23 protein-coding genes and 1 pseudogene are annotated in these 24,565 nt (G+C 31.6%); 22 read left to right on the forward strand and 2 right to left on the reverse strand.

The features are described 5' to 3' along the window. Window positions 1-395: pseudogene (locus L8U98_RS07420) on the forward strand (ShlB/FhaC/HecB family hemolysin secretion/activation protein); the annotation flags it as partial. Window positions 396-409: 14 nt separating this feature from the next. Here the strand turns inward: L8U98_RS07420 and L8U98_RS07425 are convergent. Then, window positions 410-1,501, reverse strand: a complete 1,092-nt coding sequence (locus tag L8U98_RS07425) for a CinA family protein (protein ID WP_263725412.1) — start codon at window positions 1,499-1,501, stop codon at window positions 410-412. 100 nt (window positions 1,502-1,601) lie between these two features. Between L8U98_RS07425 and ileS the strand changes: the two genes are divergently transcribed. From ileS to L8U98_RS07505, 16 genes are all read left to right on the forward strand, one after another. Beyond that, the gene (gene ileS, locus L8U98_RS07430; protein ID WP_263725411.1) at window positions 1,602-4,367 is read left to right on the forward strand and encodes an isoleucine--tRNA ligase; all 2,766 of its coding nucleotides are present in this window, start codon (window positions 1,602-1,604) and stop codon (window positions 4,365-4,367) included. A gap of 99 nt (window positions 4,368-4,466) precedes the next feature. Next, window positions 4,467-5,831, forward strand: a complete 1,365-nt coding sequence (gene gatA / locus L8U98_RS07435) for an Asp-tRNA(Asn)/Glu-tRNA(Gln) amidotransferase subunit GatA (protein ID WP_263725410.1) — start codon at window positions 4,467-4,469, stop codon at window positions 5,829-5,831. A 10-nt stretch (window positions 5,832-5,841) separates the two neighbouring features. Further along, window positions 5,842-7,293 carry an IMP dehydrogenase gene (guaB, locus tag L8U98_RS07440; RefSeq protein ID WP_263664221.1) on the forward strand — a complete coding sequence of 484 codons (1,452 nt, stop codon included), beginning with the start codon at window positions 5,842-5,844 and terminating at the stop codon, window positions 7,291-7,293. Next, window positions 7,293-7,466, forward strand: a complete 174-nt coding sequence (xseB, locus tag L8U98_RS07445) for an exodeoxyribonuclease VII small subunit (protein WP_263664220.1) — start codon at window positions 7,293-7,295, stop codon at window positions 7,464-7,466. Before guaB ends, xseB begins: the two co-directional genes overlap by 1 nt. Continuing rightward, a complete protein-coding gene (locus L8U98_RS07450) occupies window positions 7,459-8,247 on the forward strand; it encodes a carbon-nitrogen hydrolase family protein (RefSeq protein ID WP_263725409.1) in 789 nt (262 codons plus the stop codon). The genes xseB and L8U98_RS07450 overlap by 8 nt, the downstream gene beginning before the upstream one ends. A gap of 128 nt (window positions 8,248-8,375) precedes the next feature. Further along, entirely contained in the window at window positions 8,376-9,668 is a 1,293-nt protein-coding gene (murC, locus tag L8U98_RS07455) for a UDP-N-acetylmuramate--L-alanine ligase (protein WP_263725408.1), read from the forward strand. Beyond that, entirely contained in the window at window positions 9,661-10,008 is a 348-nt protein-coding gene (locus L8U98_RS07460; protein WP_263725407.1) for a hypothetical protein, read from the forward strand. The genes murC and L8U98_RS07460 overlap by 8 nt, the downstream gene beginning before the upstream one ends. Then, window positions 10,008-12,206, forward strand: coding sequence for an endonuclease MutS2 (locus tag L8U98_RS07465; RefSeq protein ID WP_263725406.1), 2,199 nt, complete (start codon window positions 10,008-10,010; stop codon window positions 12,204-12,206). The genes L8U98_RS07460 and L8U98_RS07465 overlap by 1 nt, the downstream gene beginning before the upstream one ends. A gap of 45 nt (window positions 12,207-12,251) precedes the next feature. After that, a complete protein-coding gene (locus L8U98_RS07470; protein WP_263725405.1) occupies window positions 12,252-12,950 on the forward strand; it encodes an SIR2 family NAD-dependent protein deacylase in 699 nt (232 codons plus the stop codon). Continuing rightward, window positions 12,944-13,537, forward strand: a complete 594-nt coding sequence (locus L8U98_RS07475) for a LysE family translocator (RefSeq protein ID WP_263679630.1) — start codon at window positions 12,944-12,946, stop codon at window positions 13,535-13,537. The genes L8U98_RS07470 and L8U98_RS07475 overlap by 7 nt, the downstream gene beginning before the upstream one ends. Window positions 13,538-13,540: 3 nt before the next feature. Beyond that, on the forward strand, window positions 13,541-14,641 hold the full coding sequence (gene dapE, locus L8U98_RS07480; protein ID WP_263725404.1) for a succinyl-diaminopimelate desuccinylase: 1,101 nt from the start codon (window positions 13,541-13,543) through the stop codon (window positions 14,639-14,641). Window positions 14,642-14,649: 8 nt separating this feature from the next. Further along, window positions 14,650-14,841, forward strand: a complete 192-nt coding sequence (gene thiS, locus L8U98_RS07485) for a sulfur carrier protein ThiS (RefSeq protein ID WP_263725403.1) — start codon at window positions 14,650-14,652, stop codon at window positions 14,839-14,841. Then, the gene (gene thiF / locus L8U98_RS07490) at window positions 14,838-15,638 is read left to right on the forward strand and encodes a thiamine biosynthesis protein ThiF (RefSeq protein ID WP_263725402.1); all 801 of its coding nucleotides are present in this window, start codon (window positions 14,838-14,840) and stop codon (window positions 15,636-15,638) included. Before thiS ends, thiF begins: the two co-directional genes overlap by 4 nt. Beyond that, window positions 15,638-16,396 carry a thiazole synthase gene (locus L8U98_RS07495; protein WP_263725401.1) on the forward strand — a complete coding sequence of 253 codons (759 nt, stop codon included), beginning with the start codon at window positions 15,638-15,640 and terminating at the stop codon, window positions 16,394-16,396. The genes thiF and L8U98_RS07495 overlap by 1 nt, the downstream gene beginning before the upstream one ends. Window position 16,397: 1 nt before the next feature. Beyond that, window positions 16,398-17,531, forward strand: coding sequence for a 2-iminoacetate synthase ThiH (thiH, locus tag L8U98_RS07500; protein WP_263725400.1), 1,134 nt, complete (start codon window positions 16,398-16,400; stop codon window positions 17,529-17,531). Then, window positions 17,521-18,135, forward strand: coding sequence for a thiamine phosphate synthase (locus L8U98_RS07505; RefSeq protein ID WP_263707264.1), 615 nt, complete (start codon window positions 17,521-17,523; stop codon window positions 18,133-18,135). The genes thiH and L8U98_RS07505 overlap by 11 nt, the downstream gene beginning before the upstream one ends. A gap of 4 nt (window positions 18,136-18,139) precedes the next feature. On the opposite strand, the gene L8U98_RS07510 is transcribed toward L8U98_RS07505, so the two are convergent. Next, window positions 18,140-19,501: a DASS family sodium-coupled anion symporter gene (locus tag L8U98_RS07510; protein WP_263683233.1), complete on the reverse strand. Its 1,362-nt coding sequence runs from the start codon at window positions 19,499-19,501 to the stop codon at window positions 18,140-18,142. Window positions 19,502-19,706: 205 nt separating this feature from the next. On the opposite strand from L8U98_RS07510, the gene mapA reads away from it, so the two are divergent. Genes mapA through L8U98_RS07535 form a run of 5 tightly spaced genes read left to right on the forward strand, consistent with a single transcriptional unit; the run spans window position 19,707 to window position 24,546 of the window. Then, window positions 19,707-20,354, forward strand: a complete 648-nt coding sequence (gene mapA, locus L8U98_RS07515) for an outer membrane lipoprotein MapA (RefSeq protein ID WP_263725399.1) — start codon at window positions 19,707-19,709, stop codon at window positions 20,352-20,354. Next, entirely contained in the window at window positions 20,351-20,923 is a 573-nt protein-coding gene (locus L8U98_RS07520) for a ComF family protein (RefSeq protein WP_263725398.1), read from the forward strand. Before mapA ends, L8U98_RS07520 begins: the two co-directional genes overlap by 4 nt. Before the next feature lie 36 nt (window positions 20,924-20,959). Next, window positions 20,960-23,545, forward strand: coding sequence for a DNA gyrase subunit A (gene gyrA, locus L8U98_RS07525; protein ID WP_263725397.1), 2,586 nt, complete (start codon window positions 20,960-20,962; stop codon window positions 23,543-23,545). 60 nt (window positions 23,546-23,605) lie between these two features. Next, on the forward strand, window positions 23,606-24,124 hold the full coding sequence (locus L8U98_RS07530) for an LPP20 family lipoprotein (protein ID WP_263679645.1): 519 nt from the start codon (window positions 23,606-23,608) through the stop codon (window positions 24,122-24,124). Next, window positions 24,100-24,546, forward strand: coding sequence for a hypothetical protein (locus L8U98_RS07535; protein ID WP_263725396.1), 447 nt, complete (start codon window positions 24,100-24,102; stop codon window positions 24,544-24,546). The genes L8U98_RS07530 and L8U98_RS07535 overlap by 25 nt, the downstream gene beginning before the upstream one ends. The last annotated feature ends 19 nt before the right edge of the window (window positions 24,547-24,565 follow it).

Consider the following 24,565-nt stretch of genomic DNA (forward strand, 5'->3'; position numbering starts at 1 on the left):
CATTAAATATAAACTATCAAAAGGTATTAGGGAATTTTGAATTAGATTCTTCTGAGAGTTCCTCTTTAGGTGGAGCTTATGGAGTAAGAGCTTATGATAATGGAGAAGGTGATGGAGATAATACCATAATAGCTAACTTTGGTATAAGAATAAATATACCAAATACTAATTTTTATTTTACTCCTTTTTATGATATAGGTTATGCTTGGTATGAAAAAGACTCAGGGGATAGATTAGCAGATGAGCATTTTTTAGATGCAGTAGGTTTGCAAGTACTTTATAATAAAACTAATGAGTATTATATAAAGCTTGATGCAGCAAGAGCAGTTCATCAGTATAAATACGATGATGATCATAGAATGAAATTGTATTTAAGTGGTGGGGTGTATTTTTAACTGCCATTTTTTGTTTAAACACCAAAGAAAATTTCAGGTTTTAATCTAAGCATTAAACAATATGCAGCCAAACTAGCTTGTTCTCTTGTGTAGTTTCTATTGCCTTGTATGTGAATGCATTCTTGTAAAAAGGTTCCATCTTTATACATAGCTCCTATGTAGATGGTGCCTGCTTTGGTATTTTTATCATTTTCTTCTCCAGCTACCCCACTAAGCGCTAAAGCAAAATCACAATTTGTAGTTTTAAAAACCCCTTTTAGCATAAAATAAATACAACGATCAGAGTATTCTCCAACACTTTCTAAGGTATCATTGCTCACCCCAAGCCAAGAATTTTTCAAACGATTAGAATAAGTCACCAAAGAGCCTTCAAAAATGCTAGAAATTCCTGAATTTTCAGCTAATTTTGAAGCGCAAAGTCCAGCTGTGCAGCTTTCTGCAAAGGAAATTTTTAAGTTTTTTTCTAAAAGTTTTTTAGCTATAAATTTAATAGGATCATTTCCTAAAAATACTTTGCCCGTAAAAAGTTTAAAAACTCCCTTTAAAAAGCCTTCTAGTTTTCCATACTGACTAGCGCTTGCTCTAATACAAATGAGATTATCTAATAATGCACTTGAGCTAGTTTGAATTTCAAAAGAAGTAGTAAGTGTATTAAGTAAGATATTTGCACTCATTTCATCTATATCTAAAAGACAAAAATAGGCATAATCAAGTTCAGGATTTTGTAAAATCATAGGCAATTTTTGTTCTATATTTATGTTTAATAAATTAATATAGCATTTTTCAAAAGAGCTTAAAAAGGAATTTTTTTCACGCAAAGCTTTTGAAGGTACTAAAGTATCATTTTCTAAGATTAAAACATCATCATTTAAGGTTGCTATGATTTTAGCTATGGTTGTATAGTATTCACTAATGCTAAAAATGGTTATATAGTTATATTCTTTAGAAAGTTTTTCAAGTAAAAAAGGAAGTTCTTTATCAGGTTTGTTTATAAATTTTAACTCATGAAGTTCTAAAAACTGCTTTTTGTATTCTTCTTGTATATAATGCATATAATTTTCATTAATAATAATTTCACTACCTATAATGATGATAAGATGTTTCATGATTTTCCTTTTTTTCTTGCGATTATAACAAAAAAATAAGTGCAAATTAAAAGTATTTTAAGTAGAATTTACTATTTTTAAATTTTTCAAGGTGGATTATATGGATTATAAAGATACGCTATTGCTTCCAAACACGACTTTTGCAATGCGTGCAAATTTAGCAGAGCTTGAGCCTAAGCGTTTTAGCAAGTGGTTTGAAAACAACTATGCTTATGAGAAAATGAAACAAAAAAGACAAGGGGTAAGTGAGAGTTTTACTCTACATGATGGACCTCCTTATGCTAATGGACATTTGCATATTGGCCATGCTTTAAATAAAATTTTAAAAGATATCATTATAAAAATGCATTATTTTCAAGGTAAAAAAGTGCGTTTTACTCCGGGTTGGGATTGCCATGGTTTACCGATAGAACAGCAAGTTGAAGTTAAGCTTAAAGATAAAAAGCAAAATTTAAGCAAAAAAGAAATTCGTGGGTTTTGCAGAGAGCATGCGAGAGAATTTGTAAATATCCAAAGAGATGAATTTAAGTCTTTGGGTGTGATTGCTGATTGGGATGAGCCATACTTGACTATGAAAAATGCTTTTGAAGCTGACATTTACAAAGCTTTATGTAAAATCGCTAAAAAAGGACTTTTGTTAGAAAGAAGTAAACCTGTTTTTTGGAGCTGGGCTGCTAAGAGTGCGCTAGCAGAAGCTGAAGTAGAGTATGAAGATAAAGAAGATTATTCTATTTTTGTAGCTTTTGAGCTTGATAAGACTTCTCTTGAAAAGCTAGGTGTAAAAAAAGCCAAAGCAGTCATTTGGACTACCACACCTTGGACTTTACCGGCAAATCAAGCTATATCTTTAAATCCAAATGAAAAATATGTTATCACTGAAGAAGGTTATATTTTTGCTAAAGCCTTGCTTGAAAATATGATCAATAAAAACTTCACTCAAGGAAAAATTCAAAAAGAACTTTTAGGTGTTGAATTTGAAAATTTAAGTGCTATTAATCCACTCAATCAAAGAAAATCCACTCTTATTTTAGGCGATCATGTTTTAATGGAAGGCGGGACAGGACTTGTGCATACTGCGCCAGGACATGGTGAGGATGATTATTATGTGTGCTTAAAATATGGCATTGAAGTGATTATGCCAGTAGATGATGGTGGGTGTTATGATGAAACGCTAAGAGCTAAAGGGCTTTTACCAGAGCATTTACTAAATGAATTTATAGGACTTCATATTTTTAAAGCAAATGAGCGTATTTTAGAACTACTTGGCGAAGCTTTGCTTGAAAGTTCTAAATTTACACACTCTTATCCATTTTGTTGGAGAACACATAAACCGGTTATTTATAGAGCTACAAAACAATGGTTTATTTTAATGGATGAGAAAAAATTAGATGGAAAATCTCTAAGGGAGCTAGCGCTAGAGCAGTTAAATAATGTGAAATTTTACCCAGAAAGTGGGGTAAAAAGACTTAGTTCTATGATAGAAAATCGCCCTGATTGGTGTATATCAAGACAAAGAGATTGGGGTGTGCCTATAGCGTTTTTTAGAGATAAAAGCACCAAAGAAGTGATTTTTGATGATGATGTTTTAGATCATTTGGTGGGAATTTTTGAAGCAAATGGAGCTGATGCGTGGTGGGATTTAGAAATAAAAGATTTGTTACCGCCAAATAGCAAATATGATCCAAATAATTTAGAAAAAGTTTATGATATTTTAGATGTTTGGTTTGATAGCGGTAGTACTTGGGAAGCAGTGTTAAACTCGGCTAGATACGACGCAGGAGAATATCAAGCTTCAATGTATCTTGAAGGAAGCGATCAGCACCGTGGATGGTTTCAAAGTTCACTTTTAATTTCCACTGCGATTAATCACAAAACCCCATATAAAAACATACTTACTCATGGCTTTACCGTAGATGAGAAAGGTCAAAAAATGAGTAAATCAAAAGGCAACGTGGTTTTACCTCAAAATGTAGCTAAAAATTATGGGGTAGAAATTTTAAGACTTTGGATAATGCTTAGTGATTATTCAACAGACTTAAAAATTTCAGACAATATCTTAAAACAAGTAAGCGAGCAATATAGAAAGATAAGAAATACTATAAGATTTTTACTTGCAAATACTAATGATATGGAATTTTTAGAAACAAAAAATTTCACACTTTTAGATAAGTGGATTTTAATGCGTGCAAAAGTTGCTTTTGAAGCATGTGAAGCTGCTTTTGAAAAATATGAATTTGCAAAAGGTTTTAGCGTTCTTTTAAATTTCTTAAGTGCGGATTTAAGTGGAATTTATTTAGATGTGTGTAAAGACAGATTATATTGTAATGCAAAAGATGACACAAAGAGAGTAAGTGCGCAAAGTGCTATGGTGCTAATAGCTAGAAAGCTTTTTACGCTTTTAGCTCCAAGCTTAACTTATACTATAGATGAAGCTTTAGAGCATGCAAATGTGGCTATTAAAGAAAATGCTAAAGATGTGTTTGATTTGGTGTTAAAAAATGGCTTTGATTATGAGTATAAAATCGAGGATGAATTATTTATAAAATCAAGAGAAAAATTCTTTGAACTTGTTGATGTATTAAAAAAAGATAAAATTATCAAATCAACTTTAGAACTAAGCTTACAAACAAGCGCAAATGAGCTTTTGAGTGAAGATATTGAAGAAGTAGCTGATTGGTTTATGGTGAGCTTGGTAGAAAGCTTGGATGATAAAAAAGCTTTGAGTGAGTTTAAAATAGATGATCATAGTTTTAAAATCGTGCGTTCTTCATTACACAAGTGTCCAAGATGTTGGAAGTTTTTAGCAAAAGAAGAAGAATGCTTATGTCCAAGATGTAATAGCGTGGAAAAAGCAAAAAATGTTTGAGCAAGCTTTACCTTTTAGCGTGGTAGTGATTACTTTATTAGGCTTTTTATTTATCACGCTTTTTTTGTTTTATTTGGTTAAAAAATTTAAGGATAAATAATGATAACTTTAAAAGAAGCTTTGAAATTTTCAAATGAAGAATTAGAAAATCTAAAAAAAGAATTAAATGAAAAAGCACATCAGCAAAAGCATTTAGGTGCTTATGTAGAGCAGTTTTTAAATAAAGACTTAAGCACTTCAGGTGCTGGTGTGCCAGTAGCTATAAAAGATAATATTAGTGTAAAGGATTGGGAATTAACTTGTGGTTCTAAAATTTTACAAGGCTATGTGGCTCCTTATGATGCAAGTGCTATTGTGAATTTACGCAAAAATAATTTTGCTCCATTTGGAAGATGTAATATGGATGAGTTTGCTATGGGAAGTACGAGTGCGACTTCTTTTTATGGTAAGACTTTAAATCCACTTGATAATACTAAAGTCCCAGGTGGGAGTAGCGGAGGGAGTGCTGCTGCAGTTGCTGCAGGGATAGCTTTAGCAAGTTTGGGTTCAGATACGGGTGGTTCGGTAAGACAGCCTGCTGCTTTTTGTGGTTGTGTTGGGTTTAAGCCAAGTTATGGAAGAGTTAGCAGGTATGGTTTAGCAGCGTATTCTTCAAGCCTTGATCAAATCGGAGTTTTAACGCAAAATGTTGAAGATGCTGCGATTTTATATGATGCTATTGCAGGTTATGATGAAAAAGATAGCACAAGTGCAAACATAGCTTTTGAACCAACTGCGCCAAAACTAAATGCAAATAAAAAGCTAAAAATAGCTGTGATTAAAAACTATGTAGAACAAACCAATGATGATGTAAAACAAGCCTTATTAAAAACCATAGATATGTTAAAAGCAAATGGACATGAGATTGTTTATAAAGACTTAATGGATTCTACATTTGATGTTGCAGCTTATTATATCATAGCAGCAGCTGAAGCAAGTGCAAATTTGAGTCGTTATGATGGTGTAAGATATGGAAGAAGAAGCGAAAAATGTGATAATCTTAGCCAAATGTATGTAAATAGCAGAAGTGAAGGCTTTGGCGAGGAAGTAAAAAGAAGAATTTTACTAGGAACCTTTGTTTTAAGTAGTGGGTATTATGATGCATACTATATCAAAGCACAAAAAGCTAGAAGATTTATCAAGCAAAAATATGAAGAAATTTTAAATGATTGTGATTTGATTTTTATGCCAGTTACTCCAAGTGTTGCTTTTGGCTTTAATGATGTTAAAACCCCTATTCAAATGTATTTAGAAGATGTATTTACTATTTCAGTGAATTTAGCAGGACTTGGTGGCATTAGCGTGCCAGTAGGAAAAAATGAAAATGGACTTAATATCTCTGCGCAGCTTATCTGTAAAGCTTACGATGAACAAACTTTGCTAGATGGTGCTTTAAGCTTAGAAGAAATTATTAAAAATAAATAAAGGAAAAATTATGAAAATCATAAAACGCGCTTTGACTTTTGAAGATGTTTTACTAGTTCCTCAATATTCTGAGGTTTTACCTAAAGAAGTAGATATCAAAACAAAACTTACAAAAAATATCACCTTAAATATGCCTTTAATTTCAGCTGCTATGGATACGGTTACTGAGCATAGAGCAGCTATTATGATGGCAAGACTTGGTGGTATAGGGGTGATCCATAAAAATATGGATATAGCTTCACAAGTTAGAGAGATAAAAAGAGTTAAAAAAAGCGAAAGTGGCGTGATTATGGATCCTATTTACATAGGGGCTAAAGCAAGCGTTAAAGAAGCGCTAGAACTCATGGCTGAATATAGAATTTCAGGAGTTCCTGTGGTAGATGAAAATAAAACCCTAATAGGAATTTTAACTAATCGTGATTTGAGATTTGAAACTAATTTTGATAATTTAGTAGAAAATGTAATGACAAAAATGCCTTTAATCACTGCTAAAAAAGGCTCTACTTTAGATGATGCAGAAAGGATTTTCTCTACTAATAAGGTAGAAAAACTTCCAATCGTAGATGAAAATAATCGTTTAGAAGGTTTGATTACTATAAAAGATTTAAAAAAACGTAAAGAATATCCAAATTCAAATAAAGATGCCTATGGAAGATTAAGAGTAGCTGCAGCCGTGGGTGTAGGTCAGCTTGATCGCGTAAAGGCTTTAGTGGAAGCTGAAGTTGATGTTATAGTAATGGATAGCGCGCATGGACATTCTAAAGGTATTATTGATACATTAAAAGCAATTAAGGCTGAGTTTAATGTAGATGTGATAGTAGGAAATGTTGCAAGTGCTAAAGCGGTTAAAGATTTATGTGAAGCAGGTGCGGACGCTGTTAAGATAGGTATAGGGCCTGGAAGTATTTGTACTACACGCATTGTTTCAGGTGTGGGTGTGCCTCAAATTTCAGCTATAGATGAATGTGCGATAGAAGCAAGTAAATACGGCGTGCCAGTAATCGCTGATGGAGGTATAAAATACTCAGGTGATATTGCAAAAGCTATTGCAGCAGGAGCAAGTAGTGTGATGATAGGTTCACTTTTAGCAGGAACTGATGAGAGTCCAGGTGAGTTATTTACTTACCAAGGAAGACAATATAAGAGCTATCGTGGTATGGGAAGCTTAGGTGCTATGCAAAAAGGAAGTTCAGATAGATATTTCCAAGAAGGTACAGCTCAAGATAAACTTGTGCCTGAAGGTATTGAAGGTAGGGTGCCTTATGTAGGAAGTATAAAAAGTGTAGTGCATCAACTTTTAGGTGGACTTAGATCTTCTATGGGTTATGTAGGTGCAGTGGATATCAAAGCTTTCCAAGAAAGAGCTGAATTTGTAGAAATCACCGCAGCAGGATTAAAAGAAAGCCATGTGCATGATGTAACTATCACAGCTGAAGCACCAAATTATAAGGTAAGTAATTAATGGAATTTGAAGATTATATCAAACAAGCTGAACTTTCTTTGGAGAAACTTAATGATAAAGATTTAGACCTTAAAACTTGCGTAGAAATTTATAAAGAAGGTTTAAAAAGCATCAAGCAAGCAAGAACTATGCTTGAAAATGCTAAATTAGAAATCGAGCAAGTAGATGAGTAGTGTTGTAGCTTTACAATTTCCGACTTTAGCTTTGAGTGAGTCAAGGCTTGATTATTATCTAAAAGCTGCTAAGGAAAGTGGTGCTAATTTGGTGGTTTTAGGTGAGTATGTTTTAAATAGTTTTTTTAGTGAGCTTAAGAGCATGCCAAAAAGTATGATTAAAGAGCAAAGCCAAAGTAAAAAGGCAAGCTTGATAAAACTTGCTAAAAAATATGATTTAAACATTATTGCACCATTTATCAGTGTAGAAAATGATGGTTTAAAAAAACTATGCTTAAAGGTAGGCCCGCAAAATGTAAAAATGTATGAGCAACAAATTTTAATGCCTTATGCACACTGGAATGAAGAAAAATTTTTTAACAATAAAAAAACTGATAAACTTAAACTTTTTACTTTCACGCATGAGGGTTTAAAATGCGCTTTGCTTTTTGGCTTTGAGGCGCATTTTGATATCTTTTGGCAAATGATTATGAAAAAAAAGATAGACTTAGTCATCATTCCTACAGCTAGTACTTTTGAAAGCAATCAAAGATGGCTAGAGCTTTTAAAAACAAGAGCCTTTTTAAACTCAACAAGCATTTTAAGGGTTAATCGCATAGGTAGCCCAAAGCAAGAAAATGATTGGAAATTCTATGGAGATAGCTTTTTTATCAATGCTTTTGGGGAAGCGCAAGAGCAACTTGGCGATCAAGAAGAAATGCTTGTGGTAGAAGTTAATAAAGCAAATGAAGCTAGAAATTTATGGGGCTTTGATAAACTTATAAAAAATTACGAAGAATAAAATTTATTTTAGTTTTTTCAAAAGTAAAAACAATGAGTAGATTTTATCTTTAAGGGCTTTTTATATTTTATTTTTAGTAAACAAATGATAGAATTTTGCCTTAAATTTTCAAAAAATTTGAGGCAAGAATGCAAAAAATTCATTTTATAGGTATAGGTGGTATTGGAATTTCAGCTTTGGCGAGATTTTTAAAAGAACAAGGCTTTAAGATTAGTGGTTCTGATATCAAAGAAAGTAAAATCACAAAAGAATTAGAAAAAGAAGGCATAGATATAAAAATTCCTCATCATAAAGACAATATTAAAGATGTGGATTTGGTGGTGTATTCAGCTGCTATTAAAGAAGATAATGAAGAATTAACTAGCGCAAAAAAGCAAAACATCACAACGCTTTCAAGAAAAGAAGCCTTGCCTATGATTTTAAAAGACAAAAGAGTTTTTGCGGTTGCGGGAGCTCATGGCAAAAGTACAACTTCAAGCATTTTAGCAAGCTTGATAGAAGCTTCTGTGATTATTGGTGCGGTGCTAAAAGAAAGTGGCACTAATATGCTTTATAAAGAAAGTGAAAATCTCATCTTTGAAGCTGATGAGAGTGATAGTTCTTTTTTAAACTCAAATCCTTATTTAGCTATAGTGACTAATGTTGAAGCAGAGCATTTAGATCATTATGGAAACAATCTTGCAAGATTACACAAAGCTTATGAGGACTTTTTGTATTTATCTAAAATTCAAGTGATTAATGCTGAAGATGAGTTTTTATCAAGTTTAAATTTAAATAATGCAAAAAAGCTTTATCCAAGTAAAGATATCACAAATATTTACATGAAAGTAGAAAATTTTAAGCCAAAAACCTATTTTACGCTTAAAGATTTAGGTGAATTTAGTGTTTTTGGTATGGGTGAGCATGTAGCGATGGACGCTGCTTTGGCTATTTTGGCTGCGAGTGAATTTATAAATATAGAAGAGCTAAAAACTAAGCTTTTAAAATATCAAGGGATTAAAAAAAGATTTGATATTTTATTTGCAAATGAAAATATGGCTTTGATTGATGATTATGGACACCATCCAACAGAAATCAAAACAACACTTAAAGCAGCAAGTGAGTATGCAAGGCTAGCTGGATATGAAAAAATCATAGCTATTTTTGAGCCTCATCGTTATACACGTTTAAGTGCAAATATAGAGTATTTTAGTGAGGTTTTAGCAAATGTTGATGAGCTTTATATTTTACCTGTGTATGCAGCAGGGGAAGCTAAGATAGAAATTAATATGCAAAAATACTTTCCAAAAGCTAAATTTATAAAAGAAATCAAAAGAGAAGAAAGCGCTATTTATCTTGATGATGAGTTGATCGAAAATGGTTTGGTAATTGGCTTTGGCGCAGGAGATATAAGCACAAAGCTTAGGGGAAAGTATGTTTAAGATTTTTTTATATATCTTAGCTTTTTTTGCGATTTTGCTTTTTTTTGTTTTTTTACGTAAAAAAATAGGTAAGATTAGTAATTATCTTTTGATTTTAGTATTGATTTTGATGATTGCTTTTGCGATTAAAATTGAGCTAAGTGCTACAAGAAGTGGTGTTTTAAAAAAAGAAACACTCAATGCATTTTTACAAGGACAAAGTCTAATTTGCAAAGATGTTAATGTCACTAAAGAGTATTTTAACTTTGAGCATGGAACGCAAAGTTTTATTTCAAATGGTAAAAATAAACAATTTAAAGCCTATGTTTTTGATATAAAAGATTGCAAGGTAGATAAATAATGCAAGAGCAATTTTTTAAAAAGCTAGATTTAGATGGTTATATAGAAGACTTTAGGGGACTTTTTGCAAGAGATAAAGAAATTTTTTTACAAGGTGATAGCAAGCTTCATTATAAAAGGATTAATGAGCTTTCGCTGATTGATTTTAATCCTCCACCTATGATAGAAGAGCTAAATAGTGCTTTAACTCATCTTAGTAAGCAAGGAATTTTGCATTTAAGTCAAAGCTTTGAATTTATTAAAATCTGTATGTATTTTAGATACTTAAAGGGCTTAAAATTTGAAGAAAGCTTAAAAGAATGGCTTTTAAAAATAGAAATTCCACAGGCTATTTTAGAACTTTTTGAGTATTTTGATGAAAAGGGTGAGATTAAAGAAAGTGTTGATGAAAGACTTGTTAATCTAAATTTAGCTTTAAAGATGAAAAAAGAAAGCTTGGTAGCTGAGTTTAAAAAACTCACCTATACTAAAAATCTTAGTGCTTATTTAATTGATACGCAAATTCATCTTATCAATGGTATGGAGGCCTTGCTTTTACGCGGTGGGTTTAATCATGTCTTAAAAGCAAAAATCATAGGTAGAAGTAGTAGTGGCGGATTTTATGCGGTGCCTTTGAGTGTAGAAAAAATCCAAAGTCAAATAGATGAAATCAAAGATGCCAAAGAAGAAATTTTTTATGAATATGCTAAAAAAATCAGCTTGATTTTTTATAAAAATTTGATGTTTTTGAAATTTATCAATAATGCTTTTGATTTATTTGATCATTATAGCGCTAGAGTTTTGATGGCTAAAAAACATGATTATGAGTTTGTTTTAGCTGATAGTTCTAATAATTTAAGCTTATACAACTTCGCACATCCAGCTTTAAAAAATGCAAAAAGTGTTAATATAGAGTTTAATAAAAAAGTTTTAATCATCACGGGTGTAAATGCAGGTGGTAAGTCTATGCTTTTAAAAGGAATTTTAAGTGCAGCTTTACTCGCAAAGCATTTGCTTCCTATGAGAATTAATGCACAAAAAAGCCAAATAGGCAATTTCAAAGAATTTGATGCGATTTTAGAAGATCCACAAAATGTAAAAAATGATATTTCTACTTTTGCAGGAAGAATGTTGCATTTTTCTAAGCTTTTGGGTAAGAAAAATGTTTTATTAGGGGTTGATGAGATAGAGCTTGGAACAGATTTTGAAGAAGCAGCGTGTTTATATACTGAGCTTATTTCTAAGCTTTTAGAACAAGATAATAAAATCATCATCACAACCCATCATAAACGCCTTGCTATGCTTTTAGCTAAAAATTCACAAGTAGAACTCATCGCTGCTTTGTATGATGAGGAATTATCGTGCCCAAAATATGAGTTTTTAAAAGGTACTATAGGCAAATCTTATGCATTTGAAACGGCTTTAAGATATGGCATAAGTGCAAATTTGGTACAAAATGCTAAAAAGCTTTATGGAGAAGATAAAGAAAATTTAGAAGAAATGGTAAGTAAAAATATCAATCTTGAACTTTCTTTACGCAAAAAAAATGAAGAGTTTGAGAAAAAAGAAGCTAAGGTGGATGAAATTTTACTTTCACTAAAAGATCAAAAAGAAAAAAATGAGCAAGAATTTAAAAAGCTTGTTTCTAATTTAGAGTTTAAATATCACAAAGCCATAGAAGAAGCTAAAAAAACGATAAATCTAAAAGATATCAAAGAAAAACAAAGAAGTTTAAACAAAGCCAATGAGCTTAAAAAAAGCATTGTATTACCAAGTATGGAACAAAATGAAGAGCTTAGAGTAGGGGATTTTGTTAAATATGAAAAAATCAAAGGCAAAATCACAGCTATTTCAAAAAATGATGCGATGATTCAAAGTGATGGTTTGAGTTTGCGTGTACCATTAAAGCTTCTTAAAAAAAGCAATCAAACCCCTACACAAAAGGTAAAATCAAGTGTTAATGTAACCCGCCCAAGTGCTTTAAATATGACTTTAGATTTACACGGCTTAAGAAGTGATGAGGCGCTTGAAAGATTAGATAAATTTATTTCTGATGCTTTGATAGTGGGTTTTGATGAGGTGATAGTTTATCATGGTATAGGCACAGGAAAATTAGCTTTTGCGGTAAAAGAGTTTTTAAAAGCTCACAAAAGCGTAAAAAGCTTTAATGATGCTCCGATTAATCAAGGTGGTTTTGGTGCTAAGGTGGTTAAGCTTTAAGTAAAATTATAGTAAAACCTTTAAAACAATAATGAGGTTTATTAAATGAAACAAGTGATGATTTTAAGTGGAGCAGGTTTATCCGCTCCAAGTGGTATAAAAACTTTTAGAGCTAATGGTGGGCTTTGGGAAGAGCATGATGTAATGGAAGTTTGCTCAGCAACTGGCTTTAGAAAAAATACTAAAAAAGTTTTGGAATTTTATAATAAAAGAAGAAAAGAACTAGCTAGTGTTAAGCCAAATCACGCACATAAAATCATCGCTTTATTAAAACAAAAATTTCCAAAACAAATTAGTATTTTAACGCAAAATGTAGATGATTTGTTAGAGCGAGCAGGTTGTGAAGAAGTGGTGCATTTGCACGGTTTTTTACCTGAACTTAGGTGTTTAGAGTGTGAAAATATTTTTAACATAGGCTATGAAAGTAGTGATGGTAAAATTTGTCCTAAATGTCAAAGCAAAAGTGTAAGGCACAATATCGTGATGTTTGAAGAAATGGCGCCAAATTATAAAATTTTATATGAAAAATTACAAAATTGTGATTTATTTGTATGTATAGGCACAAGTGGGCAGGTTTTACCCGTGGGAGAGTATGCAAGAGTATGTAAGCAAAGTATATTAAATAATCTTGATGAGGATAAATATTTAGAAAGTAATTTCACAAAAGTTTATATAGAAGATGTTTGCGCGGCTATTGATAAAATCAAAATCGATATAGAAAATTTCTTGGAAGCAAAATGCTAGAAGTAATCTTACAAGGCATAATTTTAGGTATGGGTGTGTCTGTGCCTTTTGGGCCTGTGAATATTTTGATCTTAAATACTGCTTTATCTTCTTTTAAAAATGCTTTTTGTGTTGGACTTGGTGCTTTAAGTGCTGATATACTTTTTTTGATTTTGATTAATCTTGGGCTTTTAAGCTTTGCAAATAATGAATTTTTTTATAAAATACTAGCAGTTTTTGGCTTTTTCTTTTTGAGTTTTATGGTATTTTTAATGCTAAGAAAAACAAGAAAAGTCGATCTTAACAAGGTAAATAAAACACATCCTTTAAAAGGTTTTAGTAAAGGATTTTTCTTAAATGTTACAAATCCTTATGTTATAGGCTTTTGGGTGAGTGTAGCAGGGCTTAGTATGCAGAGTAAAAACTCTTTTGCTTTGCTTTTTGGTTTGGTGGGTTTTATTGTATTTTGGATTTTTACTCTATCGTTTTTTGTGTCTAAATTTAAAGCCCTTGTAAGAAATAAACATATATTTTATATCAATCTTTTTTCAGCATTTATTTTAGAGTATTTTGCTCTTTCTATGCTGTATAAAGCTTTTATAGGATAAAACATGCAAGTAGTTGAAATTTTTAAAGAATTAAGTAAATTTAAATCCATCACTCCAGATGATGATGGAGCATTAAATTATATCGCAGTGGAGTTAAGTGATTTTGAAGCTTTTTTTATAGAAAAAGAAGGTGTGAAAAATCTTTTGCTGACTAAAAAATTTAGCGATGATGGGGAACATTTGGCTTTTGGTGGGCATGTGGATGTAGTGCCTGCGGGAGAGGGTTGGAGTAGTGATCCTTTTGAGCCTTTAGAAAAAGATGGGTTTATTTATGTAAGAGGCGCGCAAGATATGAAAAGTGGTGTGGCTGCTTTTATGTGTGCGGTTAAGGAAGTGGAAAATTTCAAAGGAAGAATTTCGCTGATTTTAACAAGTGATGAAGAAGGCGAGGCTAAATTTGGCACGCTTGAAGTGCTTAAATTTATGCAAGAAAAAGATATGCTACCTGATTTTGCTGTGGTTGCTGAGCCAACTTGTGATAAAAAATTTGGAGATAGTATTAAAATAGGGCGTCGTGGTTCTATCAATGCAAAATTACTTATCAAAGGCAAGCAAGGTCATGTAGCATATCCGCAAAAATGCATTAATCCTGTGCATAATTTTGCTTTTGCTTTGAAATTTTTAGCAGGTTTTGATCTTGATCCAGGCGATGAGGTATTTGCACCATCTAAAATTGTTATTACTGATATACGCGGTGGTATGGAAGTGTGCAATGTAACTCCAAATGATTTAAAATTGATGTTTAATGTAAGAAATTCTCCACAAACTAGCTTAGAAGATGTAAAAGCTTATGTAGAAAAGACTTGTGAAGGACTTGATTATGAATTAAGCATAAATCAAAGCTCAAAGCCTTTTTTAACACAAAGTGACTCTAAAATCGTACAAAAACTAAATGAGAGCGTACAAAAAATCACCCAAATAGTACCAGAACTTAACACCAAAGGTGGCACAAGTGATGCAAGATATTTTGCTGAGTTTGGTGTGAAGGTAGTAGAATTTGGCGTGTGTAATGATAGAATTCATGCCATTGATGAGAGAGTGAGTATAGAAGAACTTGAAAAATTGTATTTAGTTTTTAAAGATTTATTAGAGAATTTTAACTAGGAAAAAACGTGATTATCAATGGACAAAAGCTTAAGTTAAAAGAGCTTAGATTTATGGATTATGTTAAAGAAAAGCAATTAAGAATAGAATTTATCGCCTTAGAATTAAACGGAGAAATTATCCCAAGGGATAAATTTGAAAATCTAATTTTAAAAGAAAATGATAAAGTAGAGATTGTTACTTTTGTAGGTGGTGGTTGATGAGAATTAAATTTAATGGTAGTATGATAGACACGCATTTTAAAAACACTTTGGAATTTTTTCAAAGTGTGAGTAAAAATGAAAATGATGTATGGATAATCAATGGTTTTGCGACAAAAGAAAGTTTGGAGCTAAAAGAAAATGATGAGCTTTTTTGTATAGAAAAAAATACTTTACCACCATATGAAGCTCTTGATGCTATGATGAGAGCAAGACATACTCCAAAGCTTCATGATAAACTCAAAAAGGCAAGTGTAGCAGTGTGTGGGCTTGGTGGGCTTGGATCGCATATAGCTATAAATTTAGCAAGAAGTGGGGTTGGTAGGCTTCATTTGATTGATTTTGATGTGGTGGAGCCAAGCAATCTTAACCGCCAAGCTTATATGGTGGAAGATTTGGGTAAATTTAAGGCTGAAGCTTTAAAAGATCAAATCACTAAAATTAATCCTTTTATAGAAGTATTTGCGCAAGTTTTAAAAATAGAAAAAGAAAATATAGCCAAACTTTTTACAGATGATGATATAGTTTGTGAAGCCTTTGATAGTGCAAAATATAAAGCTCTTTTAGCGCAAAATTTTCACCAACACTATCCTCAAAAAACACTAATTTGTGCTTCTGGTTTAGCAGGATATGGCGATAGCAACAGCATACAAACAAGAAAAATCGCAAAAAACTTTTATGTTTGTGGTGATTTAAAAAACGAGGCAAAAGTAGGCAATGGACTTATGGCGCCGCGTGTAAATATTTGCGCAGGACATCAAGCAAATTTAGTTTTAGAACTTTTAGCGAGCGAGTAATGGAAAAATTAAAAATAGGAAAATATGAGTTTAATTCCAGGTTTATTCTAGGTTCTGGGAAATTTTCTTTTGAGCTTATAAAATCAGCCATTGAAGAAGCAAAAGTTGAGATTATCACCTTAGCTTTGCGTAGGGTAAATGATAAAGGTATAGAAAATATACTTGATTTTATCCCAAAGCATATTAAGCTTTTGCCTAATACTTCAGGTGCAAGAAATGCTAATGAGGCATTGCGTATAGCAAGACTTGCAAGAGAGCTTGGTTGTGGAGATATGATTAAGGTTGAAGTAATTAGCGATAGTAAATATTTATTACCGGATAATTATGAAAGTATAAAAGCAGTAGAACTTTTAGCAAATGAGGGTTTTACACCTTTAGTTTATATGTATCCTGATTTATATGTAGCACGTGCTATGGCTAATGCAGGAGCTGCTGCTATAATGCCTCTTGGAGCTCCTATAGGAAGCAATAAAGGCTTAAAAACTAAAGAATTTATACAAATTTTACTTAATGAAATTAGTTTGCCTATTATAGTTGATGCAGGCATAGGAAATCCCGCACAAGCTTGTGAAGCCATGCAAATGGGAGTAAGTGCAGTGATGGCAAATACTGCCATAGCTCAAGCTAAAGATGTAGCAAAAATGGCAAAGGCTTTTGCTTTGGCTATAGAAGCAGGATGTAATGCGTATTTAGCAGGCATAGCAAATGAAAGCACGCCAAGTGCAAGCTCGCCTTTGAGTGGTTTTTTAAGAGATTAAAATGCAAAAATATCCTCATATGCAAAGTATTGAAAGTGAAATTTTAACTAAGGTTTTAAAAGAAGTTGAAAATTTTGATGAAAGTAAATTTAGTGCTTTTGATGTAAAACAAGCTTTAGCTAAAGATTATCTTAACTTAGAAGATTTAAAAGCCTTGCTTTCAAGCACAGCAGAAGATTTTATAGAAGATTTAGCACAAAAATCAAGCAAGATTACTCAAAAATATTTTGGAAATTCCATTTTGCTTTTTACACCTTTATATCTTTCTAATTTTTGCAATAGCAAATGTACTTATTGTGGGTTTCAAAAAGGAAATAACATTAAAAGAGCTAAGCTAAATGAGGCTGAAATTCACAAAGAAATGCAAGAGATTAAAAAAAGTGGTTTGGAAGAAATTTTACTCTTAACAGGTGAGGGCAGGGAGTATGCTAGCGTGGAATATCTTGCCAAAGCTTGTGAGATAGCAAAAGAGTATTTTAAGGTCGTTGGGATTGAAGTTTATCCTATGAATGTAGATGAGTATGCACTGCTTCATGAAAAGGGTTGCGAATATGTAAGTGTTTATCAAGAAACTTACAATCAAAAAACTTATTCTAAAATTCATATTGAAGGTGAAAAAAGTGTATTTGAGTATCGTTTTCATGCGCAGGAGCGAGCGTTAAAAGCGGGTATGAGAGGGGTTGCTTTTGGAGCTTTACTTGGTATAGATGATTTTAGAAAAGATGCTTTTGCTACAGCTTTACATGCGTATTTTTTACAGCAAAAATACCCTCATGCTGAAATAGCTTTGTCTATCCCTAGATTAAGACCTATTATTAATAATAAAAAAATTCATCCAAAAGATGTAAGTGAAACAAGACTTTTGCAAGTTTTATGTGCTTATAGATTGTTTTTACCTTTTGCAGGTATTACGATTTCTACGCGTGAAAGAGCAGGATTTAGAGACGGGGTTATTAAACTTGGAGCTACTAAAATGAGTGCAGGTGTGAGCGTGGGAGTAGGTGAGCATCAAGGCGATAAAAAAGGTGATGATCAGTTTCAAATTAGTGATATGCGTAGTGTTGATGAGGTTTTAGCTATGTTAAAAAATGCAAATTTGCAAGCTATAATGAGCGATAGTATTTATGTGGGATAAAAAAGTCATTGCTATTAGCGATAGTCAAAATACCCAAGGAGATTTTTTAAATTTTATTGAAAAACTAAGTCAAAGTAGTATTGATGCTTTGGTGCTTAGAGAAAAACATTTAGATGAGTTAGAATACGCTAAATTAGCTAAAGAAGTATTAAAAATTTTTAATAAAACTCAAAAGATTTGCTTTTTGCATTATCATTATGAAGTTTGTTTAAAATTAAATCATCAATTTTTTCATGCTCCTTTATTTGTTTTACAAAATTACCTACAAAGCTATAAAAAATTTGAGCTTTTGGGTACTTCCATCCATTCTAAAGAAGAATTGGATTTAGCTTATAAACTTAAAGTAAATCATGCTTTTTTTGGGCATGTATTTAAAAGTTCTTGTAAGGCTGATTTAGCTCCAAAAGGTATTAAGAATTTAAAAGATTTGTTAGAAGTTTCAAAAATACCCATTTATGCCATAGGTGGCATAAATACTCAAACTATAAAACACTTAAAAGATTTAAATTTAGCAGGTGTGTGTATAAGAGAAGCTTTGTATAAAAGTGAAAATGTAAAAAAATATATTTTAAGATGTAAAGATCTTTTAGTCCAAAAGGACTAAAAGATTATAACCAGAAGAAATATGCAATTATTGCAAGGCTAATTGAACAGAATATATTTAGTATAATTCCTACTCTTACCATTTCTTGTTGTTTGATATGGCCAGTACCAAAAACTATAGCATTTGGTGGTGTAGCAACTGGTAGCATGAAAGCACAAGAAGCGCCAATAGCAATAATTAAAGCAAGTCCTAAAGCAGGAACACCTAAAGTATCTGCTATAGAGATAAACAAAGGCACAAGCAAGGCTGCTGAAGCAGTATTTGAGGTAAATTCTGTTAAAAATACTATAAAAAATGCTATGATTAAGCCTATAACAAATAAATGTCCATTTTCTATAAATGAAATAATGGTATCAGCCATAACCTTGCTAGCACCTGAATCTTTTAACACTACACTTAGAGTAATACCTCCACCAAAGAGCATTAACACGCCCCAATCAGTATTTTTTTGTACATTTTTCCAATCAATTACTTTAAATGCACATACTAAAACAGCTGCAAGCAAGGCAATAATTGCATCAAGATTTGCTATTTTATGTCCAAAAATACTTGTGATGATAGGACCTATATTACCACTAAAAATCCAAGATAGCGCAACCACTAAAAAGATTATTAAAGTGATGATTCTAGGTCTTGTAAGTTCTATATTTTCAGTGTGTAAATCAACTTGTAGATTAAACCTTGGTTTAAACATAAAATACAAAATCAAAATCATTGCAGGTAAAAAGATTAAAACAATAGGAATACCATATTTTAACCACTGTGCAAAGCTAATGTGTAATTGAGTAGCAACAATAGCATTTGGCGGAGTTCCCACTATAGTGCCTATACCACCTATACTTGCACTAAAAGCTATACCTAAAAGAATGAAAACATAAGTATTTCTATCTTTTTGTGGATCAAGCGAAGCTAGCATACCTATAGCAAGCGGAAGCATCATGGCTGCAGTTGCAGTATTGCTCATCCACATAGATAAAAATGCAGTAGTGATAAAAATATATAAACTTGATAAACCTAAATGTCCTTTTGCTAGGGTTAAAATTTTATGCGCAATTAGCTTATCTAGTTTTTGATGATGCATGGCTGCTGCTAGAGCAAAACCACCAAAAAATAAAAAGATATTAGAATCAGCAAAGCCTGTTAAAGCCTTAGCAGTAGGTAATAATCCTAAGATGGCTGCTAAAACAGGTACTAAAATAGCTGTAATAGTAACATGCAAAGCTTCGCTAAGCCACAATATAGCGATAAAGATCAACAGGGATAATCCTTGGTTTACCTTAGTTTCGCCAAAAGGGGAGAAATAAAGCAAAGCGATAAACAACACTAAATCAGCAATAACTATAAGTGTTTTTGTGTTTGAACTCATTTAACAACTCCTTTAAAATATTGTAGTTTTGTAACATATTCTAAATGAATTTTCTTTTAAATATTAATTTTTATATAATTTTTTTTACAAAATTATTTTTGTGTGAAAAAAAGTAATTTTTAGTAAAATTCATTTGTTTTTGGTATAATTTTTGCTGATTAAAAATCATCTTAATCAAAAAGATGATTGCTTTTAAGGAAAGATAATGTTTAAAAAAATATTCGTATGTATTTTAGCTTTGTTTTTTGGCGCTTGTGCTATAAACCCTAAAAATCAAGGTGTAGCTAAGGTTAATGAAGTTATAAAAATCCAAGCACAGTGTTATAATCCTTCTGATTCTAAAGCATATGAAGCAAAAATTAAAGGTCTTGTGTATATTAGTGATGTAGGACTTAAGTATTGTACAAATAAAAGAACAATTGATAAAAGTGCTTCTTTGAAAAAAGTTTATATTCATAGAGTGTATGATTTAAATGAGAATTTGAAATATTCTTCTTCTAATGGAAATAATTATTATATTAATGAAAATTTTAACTACTATTTTTATGTGTTTTTAAAAGAAGAATTAGAAAATAGAGGTATAGTAGTGGTTGAAAATACACAAGATTCTCCTTATGTTTTAAGAGTAGATTTAAGTCTTAATGATTTTTATTCTAAATTTGATTCTAATTCTTTATTTTCAATTATTGCTAGTCAGTTAACATTAAAAGATATTAACACTAATAAAACTATTAATATTAAAACCAAACAAGAAGTTAAAGGTTTTTATAATATAAAAGATTTACCTTTCTTCACTCAGCTTCTTATAAAGCAAGTAGCTAATAAATCTGCAGATATTATCAGCTCTTTGTGAGGTGTTTTAGTTGCCATGGATTTTCCTTTGCGAGCTTTTGTTCAGCTTGCAAGGAAGAGCTTTTAGAATATTCTTTAGGTATAAGAGAACTTGATAAAGGTTTTAAGGTTTATTATTTTTATCAATATGAACAAATTAAACATCTAATTTATTTTAAACACAAATTTCAAGGATATTTTGTTTTAAATGCGCTTGCAAAACTAAGTTTTGCTAAATTTAAAGATTTTTTTCAACCCTCTTGTGAAATTAATGCCATAGCCTTGGATGATAAAACATACAAAAACTACTCTCATACTGCTATTTTAACCAAACATTTAAAAACTCAATTTATAAAACCTATGTATCATGCTTTGCAAGCTAATTCAGAATTTAAATATAGTGGAAAAAGTTTGCAATTTCGTAAAGATAATAAAAGATCTTATAAGCTTTTAAAGCGTCCAAAATATCCTGTGATTTTAGTAGATGATGTTGTAACTACGGGATTAAGTTTGCTTGAAGCAAGAGAGCTTTTAGAAAAAAATAATATCGAAGTACTTTTTGCTTTAGTTTTAGCTAATGCAAAAGAATAATCTGCTAAAATATAAAGATTAATTTTAAGGATTTTTATGGAAAATATTTTTACTAAAGATTCAGATATTGAAAATATAGATATAGAAAGTTCTATAAAGAGTAGTTATTTAGATTATTCTATGAGTGTTATTATAGGCCGTGCTTTACCTGATGCTAGAGATGGGCTTAAACCTGTTCATAGAAGAATTTTATATGCTATGAATGATTTAGGTGTTGGAAGTCGTAGTGCATACAAAAAATCAGCGCGTATAGTGGGCGATGTTATCGGTAAATACCATCCACATGGTGATACAGCTGTATATGATGCTTTAGTAAGAATGGCACAAGATTTTTCTATGCGTTATCCAAGCGTAGATGGGCAAGGAAACTTTGGTTCTATTGACGGTGATGGTGCTGCTGCAATGCGTTATACTGAAGCTAGGATGACGATTTTAGCTGAAGAACTTTTGCGTGATATAGAAAAAGATACAGTTGATTTTATACCAAATTATGATGATTCTATGAGTGAGCCTGATGTTTTACCTGCTAGGGTGCCAAATTTATTACTTAATGGTTCAAGTGGTATCGCAGTAGGTATGGCTACTAATATTCCTCCACATAGCTTAAATGAGCTTATTGATGGTTTGCTTTATTTAATTGATAATAAAAATGCAAGCTTAGAAGAAATCATGCATTTTATCAAAGGCCCTGATTTTCCAACCGGTGGTATTATCTTTGGTAAAAAGGGTATTATAGAAGCTTACCGTACAGGTCGTGGCAGGGTAAAAGTAAGAGCAAAAACCCATATTGAAAAAAGAGCTAATAAAGATATTATTGTAATAGATGAACTTCCTTATCAAACCAATAAAGCAAGATTGATAGAGCAAATTGCTGAACTTGCTAAAGAAAAACAAATCGAAGGCATTGCTGAAGTTAGAGATGAGAGTGATAGAGAAGGAATTCGCGTAGTAATTGAGTTAAAACGCGATGCTATGAGCGAGATTGTGTTAAATAATCTTTTTAAATCTACCACTATGGAAAGCACTTTTGGTGTGATTATGCTTGCTATACATAATAAAGAACCAAAAGTTTTTTCTTTAATTGAACTTTTAAATTTATTCTTAAATCATAGAAAAACTGTAATTATTAGAAGAACTATTTATGAGCTGCAAAAAGCTAGAGCTAGAGCACATATTTTAGAAGGTTTAAAAATTGCACTAGATAATATTGATGAAGTGATAGCTTTGATTAAAAACTCTCCTGATAATCCAACGGCTAAAAATTTATTAATGCAAAAATTTGGCTTAAGCGAGCTTCAATCTAATGCGATTTTAGATATGAAATTAGGTCGTTTAACAGGACTTGAAAGAGAAAAAATCGATAATGAATTAAGAGAATTATTAGCAGAAATTGAAAGACTTGATCAAATTTTAAAAAGCGAAACTTTGCTTGAAAATTTAATCAAAGATGAGTTGAAAGAAATCAGAACAAAATTTGATGTGCCAAGAATCACTCAAATTGAAGATGACTATGATGATATTGATATAGAAGATTTAATACCAAATGAAAATATGGTAGTTACCATTACTCATCGTGGTTATATTAAGCGTGTTCCAAGTAAGCAATATGAAAAACAAAAACGCGGTGGTAAAGGTAAGGTCGCGGTTACAACTTATGATGATGATTTTATAGAAAGCTTCTTTACGGCAAACACGCATGATACTTTGATGTTTGTTACTGATCGTGGGCAACTTTACTGGCTTAAGGTATATAAAATTCCTGAAGGAAGTAGAACTGCTAAAGGTAAAGCTGTGGTTAATCTCATTAATCTACAAGCAGATGAAAAAATCATGGCAATTATTCCAACTACTGATTTTGATGAGAGCAAATCATTGTGCTTCTTTACTAAAAATGGTATCGTAAAACGCACAAATTTAAGCGAATATCAAAATATTAGAAGCGTGGGTGTAAAAGCGATTAATCTAGATGAAAATGATGAGCTTGTTACTGCAATTATTGTAGCAAGAGATGAAAGTGAAATTGTAAATATAAATACAGACGAAAACTTAGAAGCAGAAGATAATCTGGAAATTGAAACAAATGAAAATAGCGAAGAGTTTGAAATTGTTAGTGGTAAAATGCTTTTCGCGGTTACTAAAAAAGGTATGTGTATTAAATTCCCACTTGCTAAAGTTAGAGAGATTGGCCGCGTAAGTAGAGGGGTGACTGCGATTAAATTTAAAGAAAAAGATGATGAAGTTGTAGGTGCTGTTGTTATAGAAAATGACGCTCAAGAAATCTTAAGCGTAAGCGCAAAAGGTATAGGTAAGCGTACTGATGCTGGAGAGTATAGACTTCAAAGTAGAGGTGGTAAGGGTGTAATATGCATGAAACTTACTGCTAAAACAAAAGATTTAATCGGAATAGTTATAGTTGATGAAAGTATGGATTTAATGGCATTAACAAGCAGTGGTAAGATGATACGCGTTGATATGCAAAGTATTAGAAAAGCAGGTAGAAACACAAGCGGTGTGATTGTTGTTAATGTGGAAAATGATGAAGTTGTAAGCATCGCTAAATGTCCTAAAGAAGAAGATGAGGAATTAGATGCTGAAACTAATATGGATTTAAATTTAGAATAGTAAAATTCTGGAATGCTTTTTGCTATCTTAAATAATATCAAATAAATTGAAGGTGTAAAAATGAAAAAAGTTATTTTTATGTTTTGTTTGGCTTTAGGTTTTAGTGCGTGTGCACTAGATCAAAGAGGTACGAAACCTGCTCAAGCTCAAGCTACTCAAGCTGCAAGTTCTGATGTTGTAGTTCAAAAAGTAGACAAAGATGATGTGCGTAATATCATTAGAGAAGAAAAAATGCTTGCAAATGATACAAGCACAGACAATGATTTAACTTTTACAGCAGTGGGTGAGGGTATTGCTCCTTTAAATACAGTTTCTGTTGGTCAAGCTTTGGCCTTAGCTAAAAGAGCAGCAATCACTGATGCTTATAGACAATTAGCTAGTAAGTTATATGGTGTAAGAGTTAATGGTAAAGATACAGTAAAAGATGCAATGCTTAAAAGTTCAACCATTACAGCACAAGTAAATGGTTTGATTAAAAATGCAAGTGTAGTTGATCAAGACTTTAAAGATGGTCTTTATAGAGTAAATGTAGAACTTAAAATCGATGCTGACAAGTGGAAAGAATTGTTTGCTTATTAATCCTTATAATTTTTAATGCTACTGCCCAAGATGAGTTTATATTTTGGGCAGAACTCTCTAATAAAAATTTAATCCTTTTTCATCAAAATGAAACTATTTCTATGGCTATGACTAAGAGTAAAAAAAAGAATTTAGAATATGCTTGTGAGTTAGTTTATACACTAAGTGACTTGAAGTCTTTAGTGCGCAATGATTTTGGTATGATAGATGAAGAGAAAATGACAAAATTAGATAAATTTAACTTTTTAAATAATCACAAAAATGATTTAATTGATTGCTTTTTTAATTCAAAAATAGATGTAAAAGATTTTGTAAAAAGTGAACAAGCAAGCGCTCAAAGCGAAACTTATGTAAGAATTTTGCCACTAAGATTTATAGTTGAATTTCATGATAATAGTGCCTTTGTATATTATCTTAAATAAATACAAAGCTAGCTTTTAT

The sequence above is a fragment of the Campylobacter sp. RKI_CA19_01128 genome, assembly GCF_025771175.1.
Lineage (GTDB): Bacteria > Campylobacterota > Campylobacteria > Campylobacterales > Campylobacteraceae > Campylobacter_D.

Bases quoted from the DNA above. Each gene is read 5' to 3' on its own strand.
- L8U98_RS07470 (WP_263725405.1), top strand. From the start codon at position 12,252: ATGAAACAAGTGATGATTTTAAGTGGAGCAGGTTTATCCGCTCCAAGT.
- L8U98_RS07530 (WP_263679645.1), top strand. From the start codon at position 23,606: ATGAAAAAAGTTATTTTTATGTTTTGTTTGGCTTTAGGTTTTAGTGCG.
- L8U98_RS07450 (WP_263725409.1), top strand. From the start codon at position 7,459: ATGAGTAGTGTTGTAGCTTTACAATTTCCGACTTTAGCTTTGAGTGAG.
- murC (WP_263725408.1), top strand. From the start codon at position 8,376: ATGCAAAAAATTCATTTTATAGGTATAGGTGGTATTGGAATTTCAGCT.
- L8U98_RS07425 (WP_263725412.1), bottom strand. From the start codon at position 1,501: ATGAAACATCTTATCATCATTATAGGTAGTGAAATTATTATTAATGAA.
- L8U98_RS07495 (WP_263725401.1), top strand. From the start codon at position 15,638: ATGGAAAAATTAAAAATAGGAAAATATGAGTTTAATTCCAGGTTTATT.
- ileS (WP_263725411.1), top strand. From the start codon at position 1,602: ATGGATTATAAAGATACGCTATTGCTTCCAAACACGACTTTTGCAATG.
- L8U98_RS07510 (WP_263683233.1), bottom strand. From the start codon at position 19,501: ATGAGTTCAAACACAAAAACACTTATAGTTATTGCTGATTTAGTGTTG.
- xseB (WP_263664220.1), top strand. From the start codon at position 7,293: ATGGAATTTGAAGATTATATCAAACAAGCTGAACTTTCTTTGGAGAAA.
- L8U98_RS07460 (WP_263725407.1), top strand. From the start codon at position 9,661: ATGTTTAAGATTTTTTTATATATCTTAGCTTTTTTTGCGATTTTGCTT.
- dapE (WP_263725404.1), top strand. From the start codon at position 13,541: ATGCAAGTAGTTGAAATTTTTAAAGAATTAAGTAAATTTAAATCCATC.
- L8U98_RS07465 (WP_263725406.1), top strand. From the start codon at position 10,008: ATGCAAGAGCAATTTTTTAAAAAGCTAGATTTAGATGGTTATATAGAA.
- guaB (WP_263664221.1), top strand. From the start codon at position 5,842: ATGAAAATCATAAAACGCGCTTTGACTTTTGAAGATGTTTTACTAGTT.
- L8U98_RS07475 (WP_263679630.1), top strand. From the start codon at position 12,944: ATGCTAGAAGTAATCTTACAAGGCATAATTTTAGGTATGGGTGTGTCT.
- mapA (WP_263725399.1), top strand. From the start codon at position 19,707: ATGTTTAAAAAAATATTCGTATGTATTTTAGCTTTGTTTTTTGGCGCT.
- thiH (WP_263725400.1), top strand. From the start codon at position 16,398: ATGCAAAAATATCCTCATATGCAAAGTATTGAAAGTGAAATTTTAACT.
- L8U98_RS07505 (WP_263707264.1), top strand. From the start codon at position 17,521: ATGTGGGATAAAAAAGTCATTGCTATTAGCGATAGTCAAAATACCCAA.
- gyrA (WP_263725397.1), top strand. From the start codon at position 20,960: ATGGAAAATATTTTTACTAAAGATTCAGATATTGAAAATATAGATATA.
- gatA (WP_263725410.1), top strand. From the start codon at position 4,467: ATGATAACTTTAAAAGAAGCTTTGAAATTTTCAAATGAAGAATTAGAA.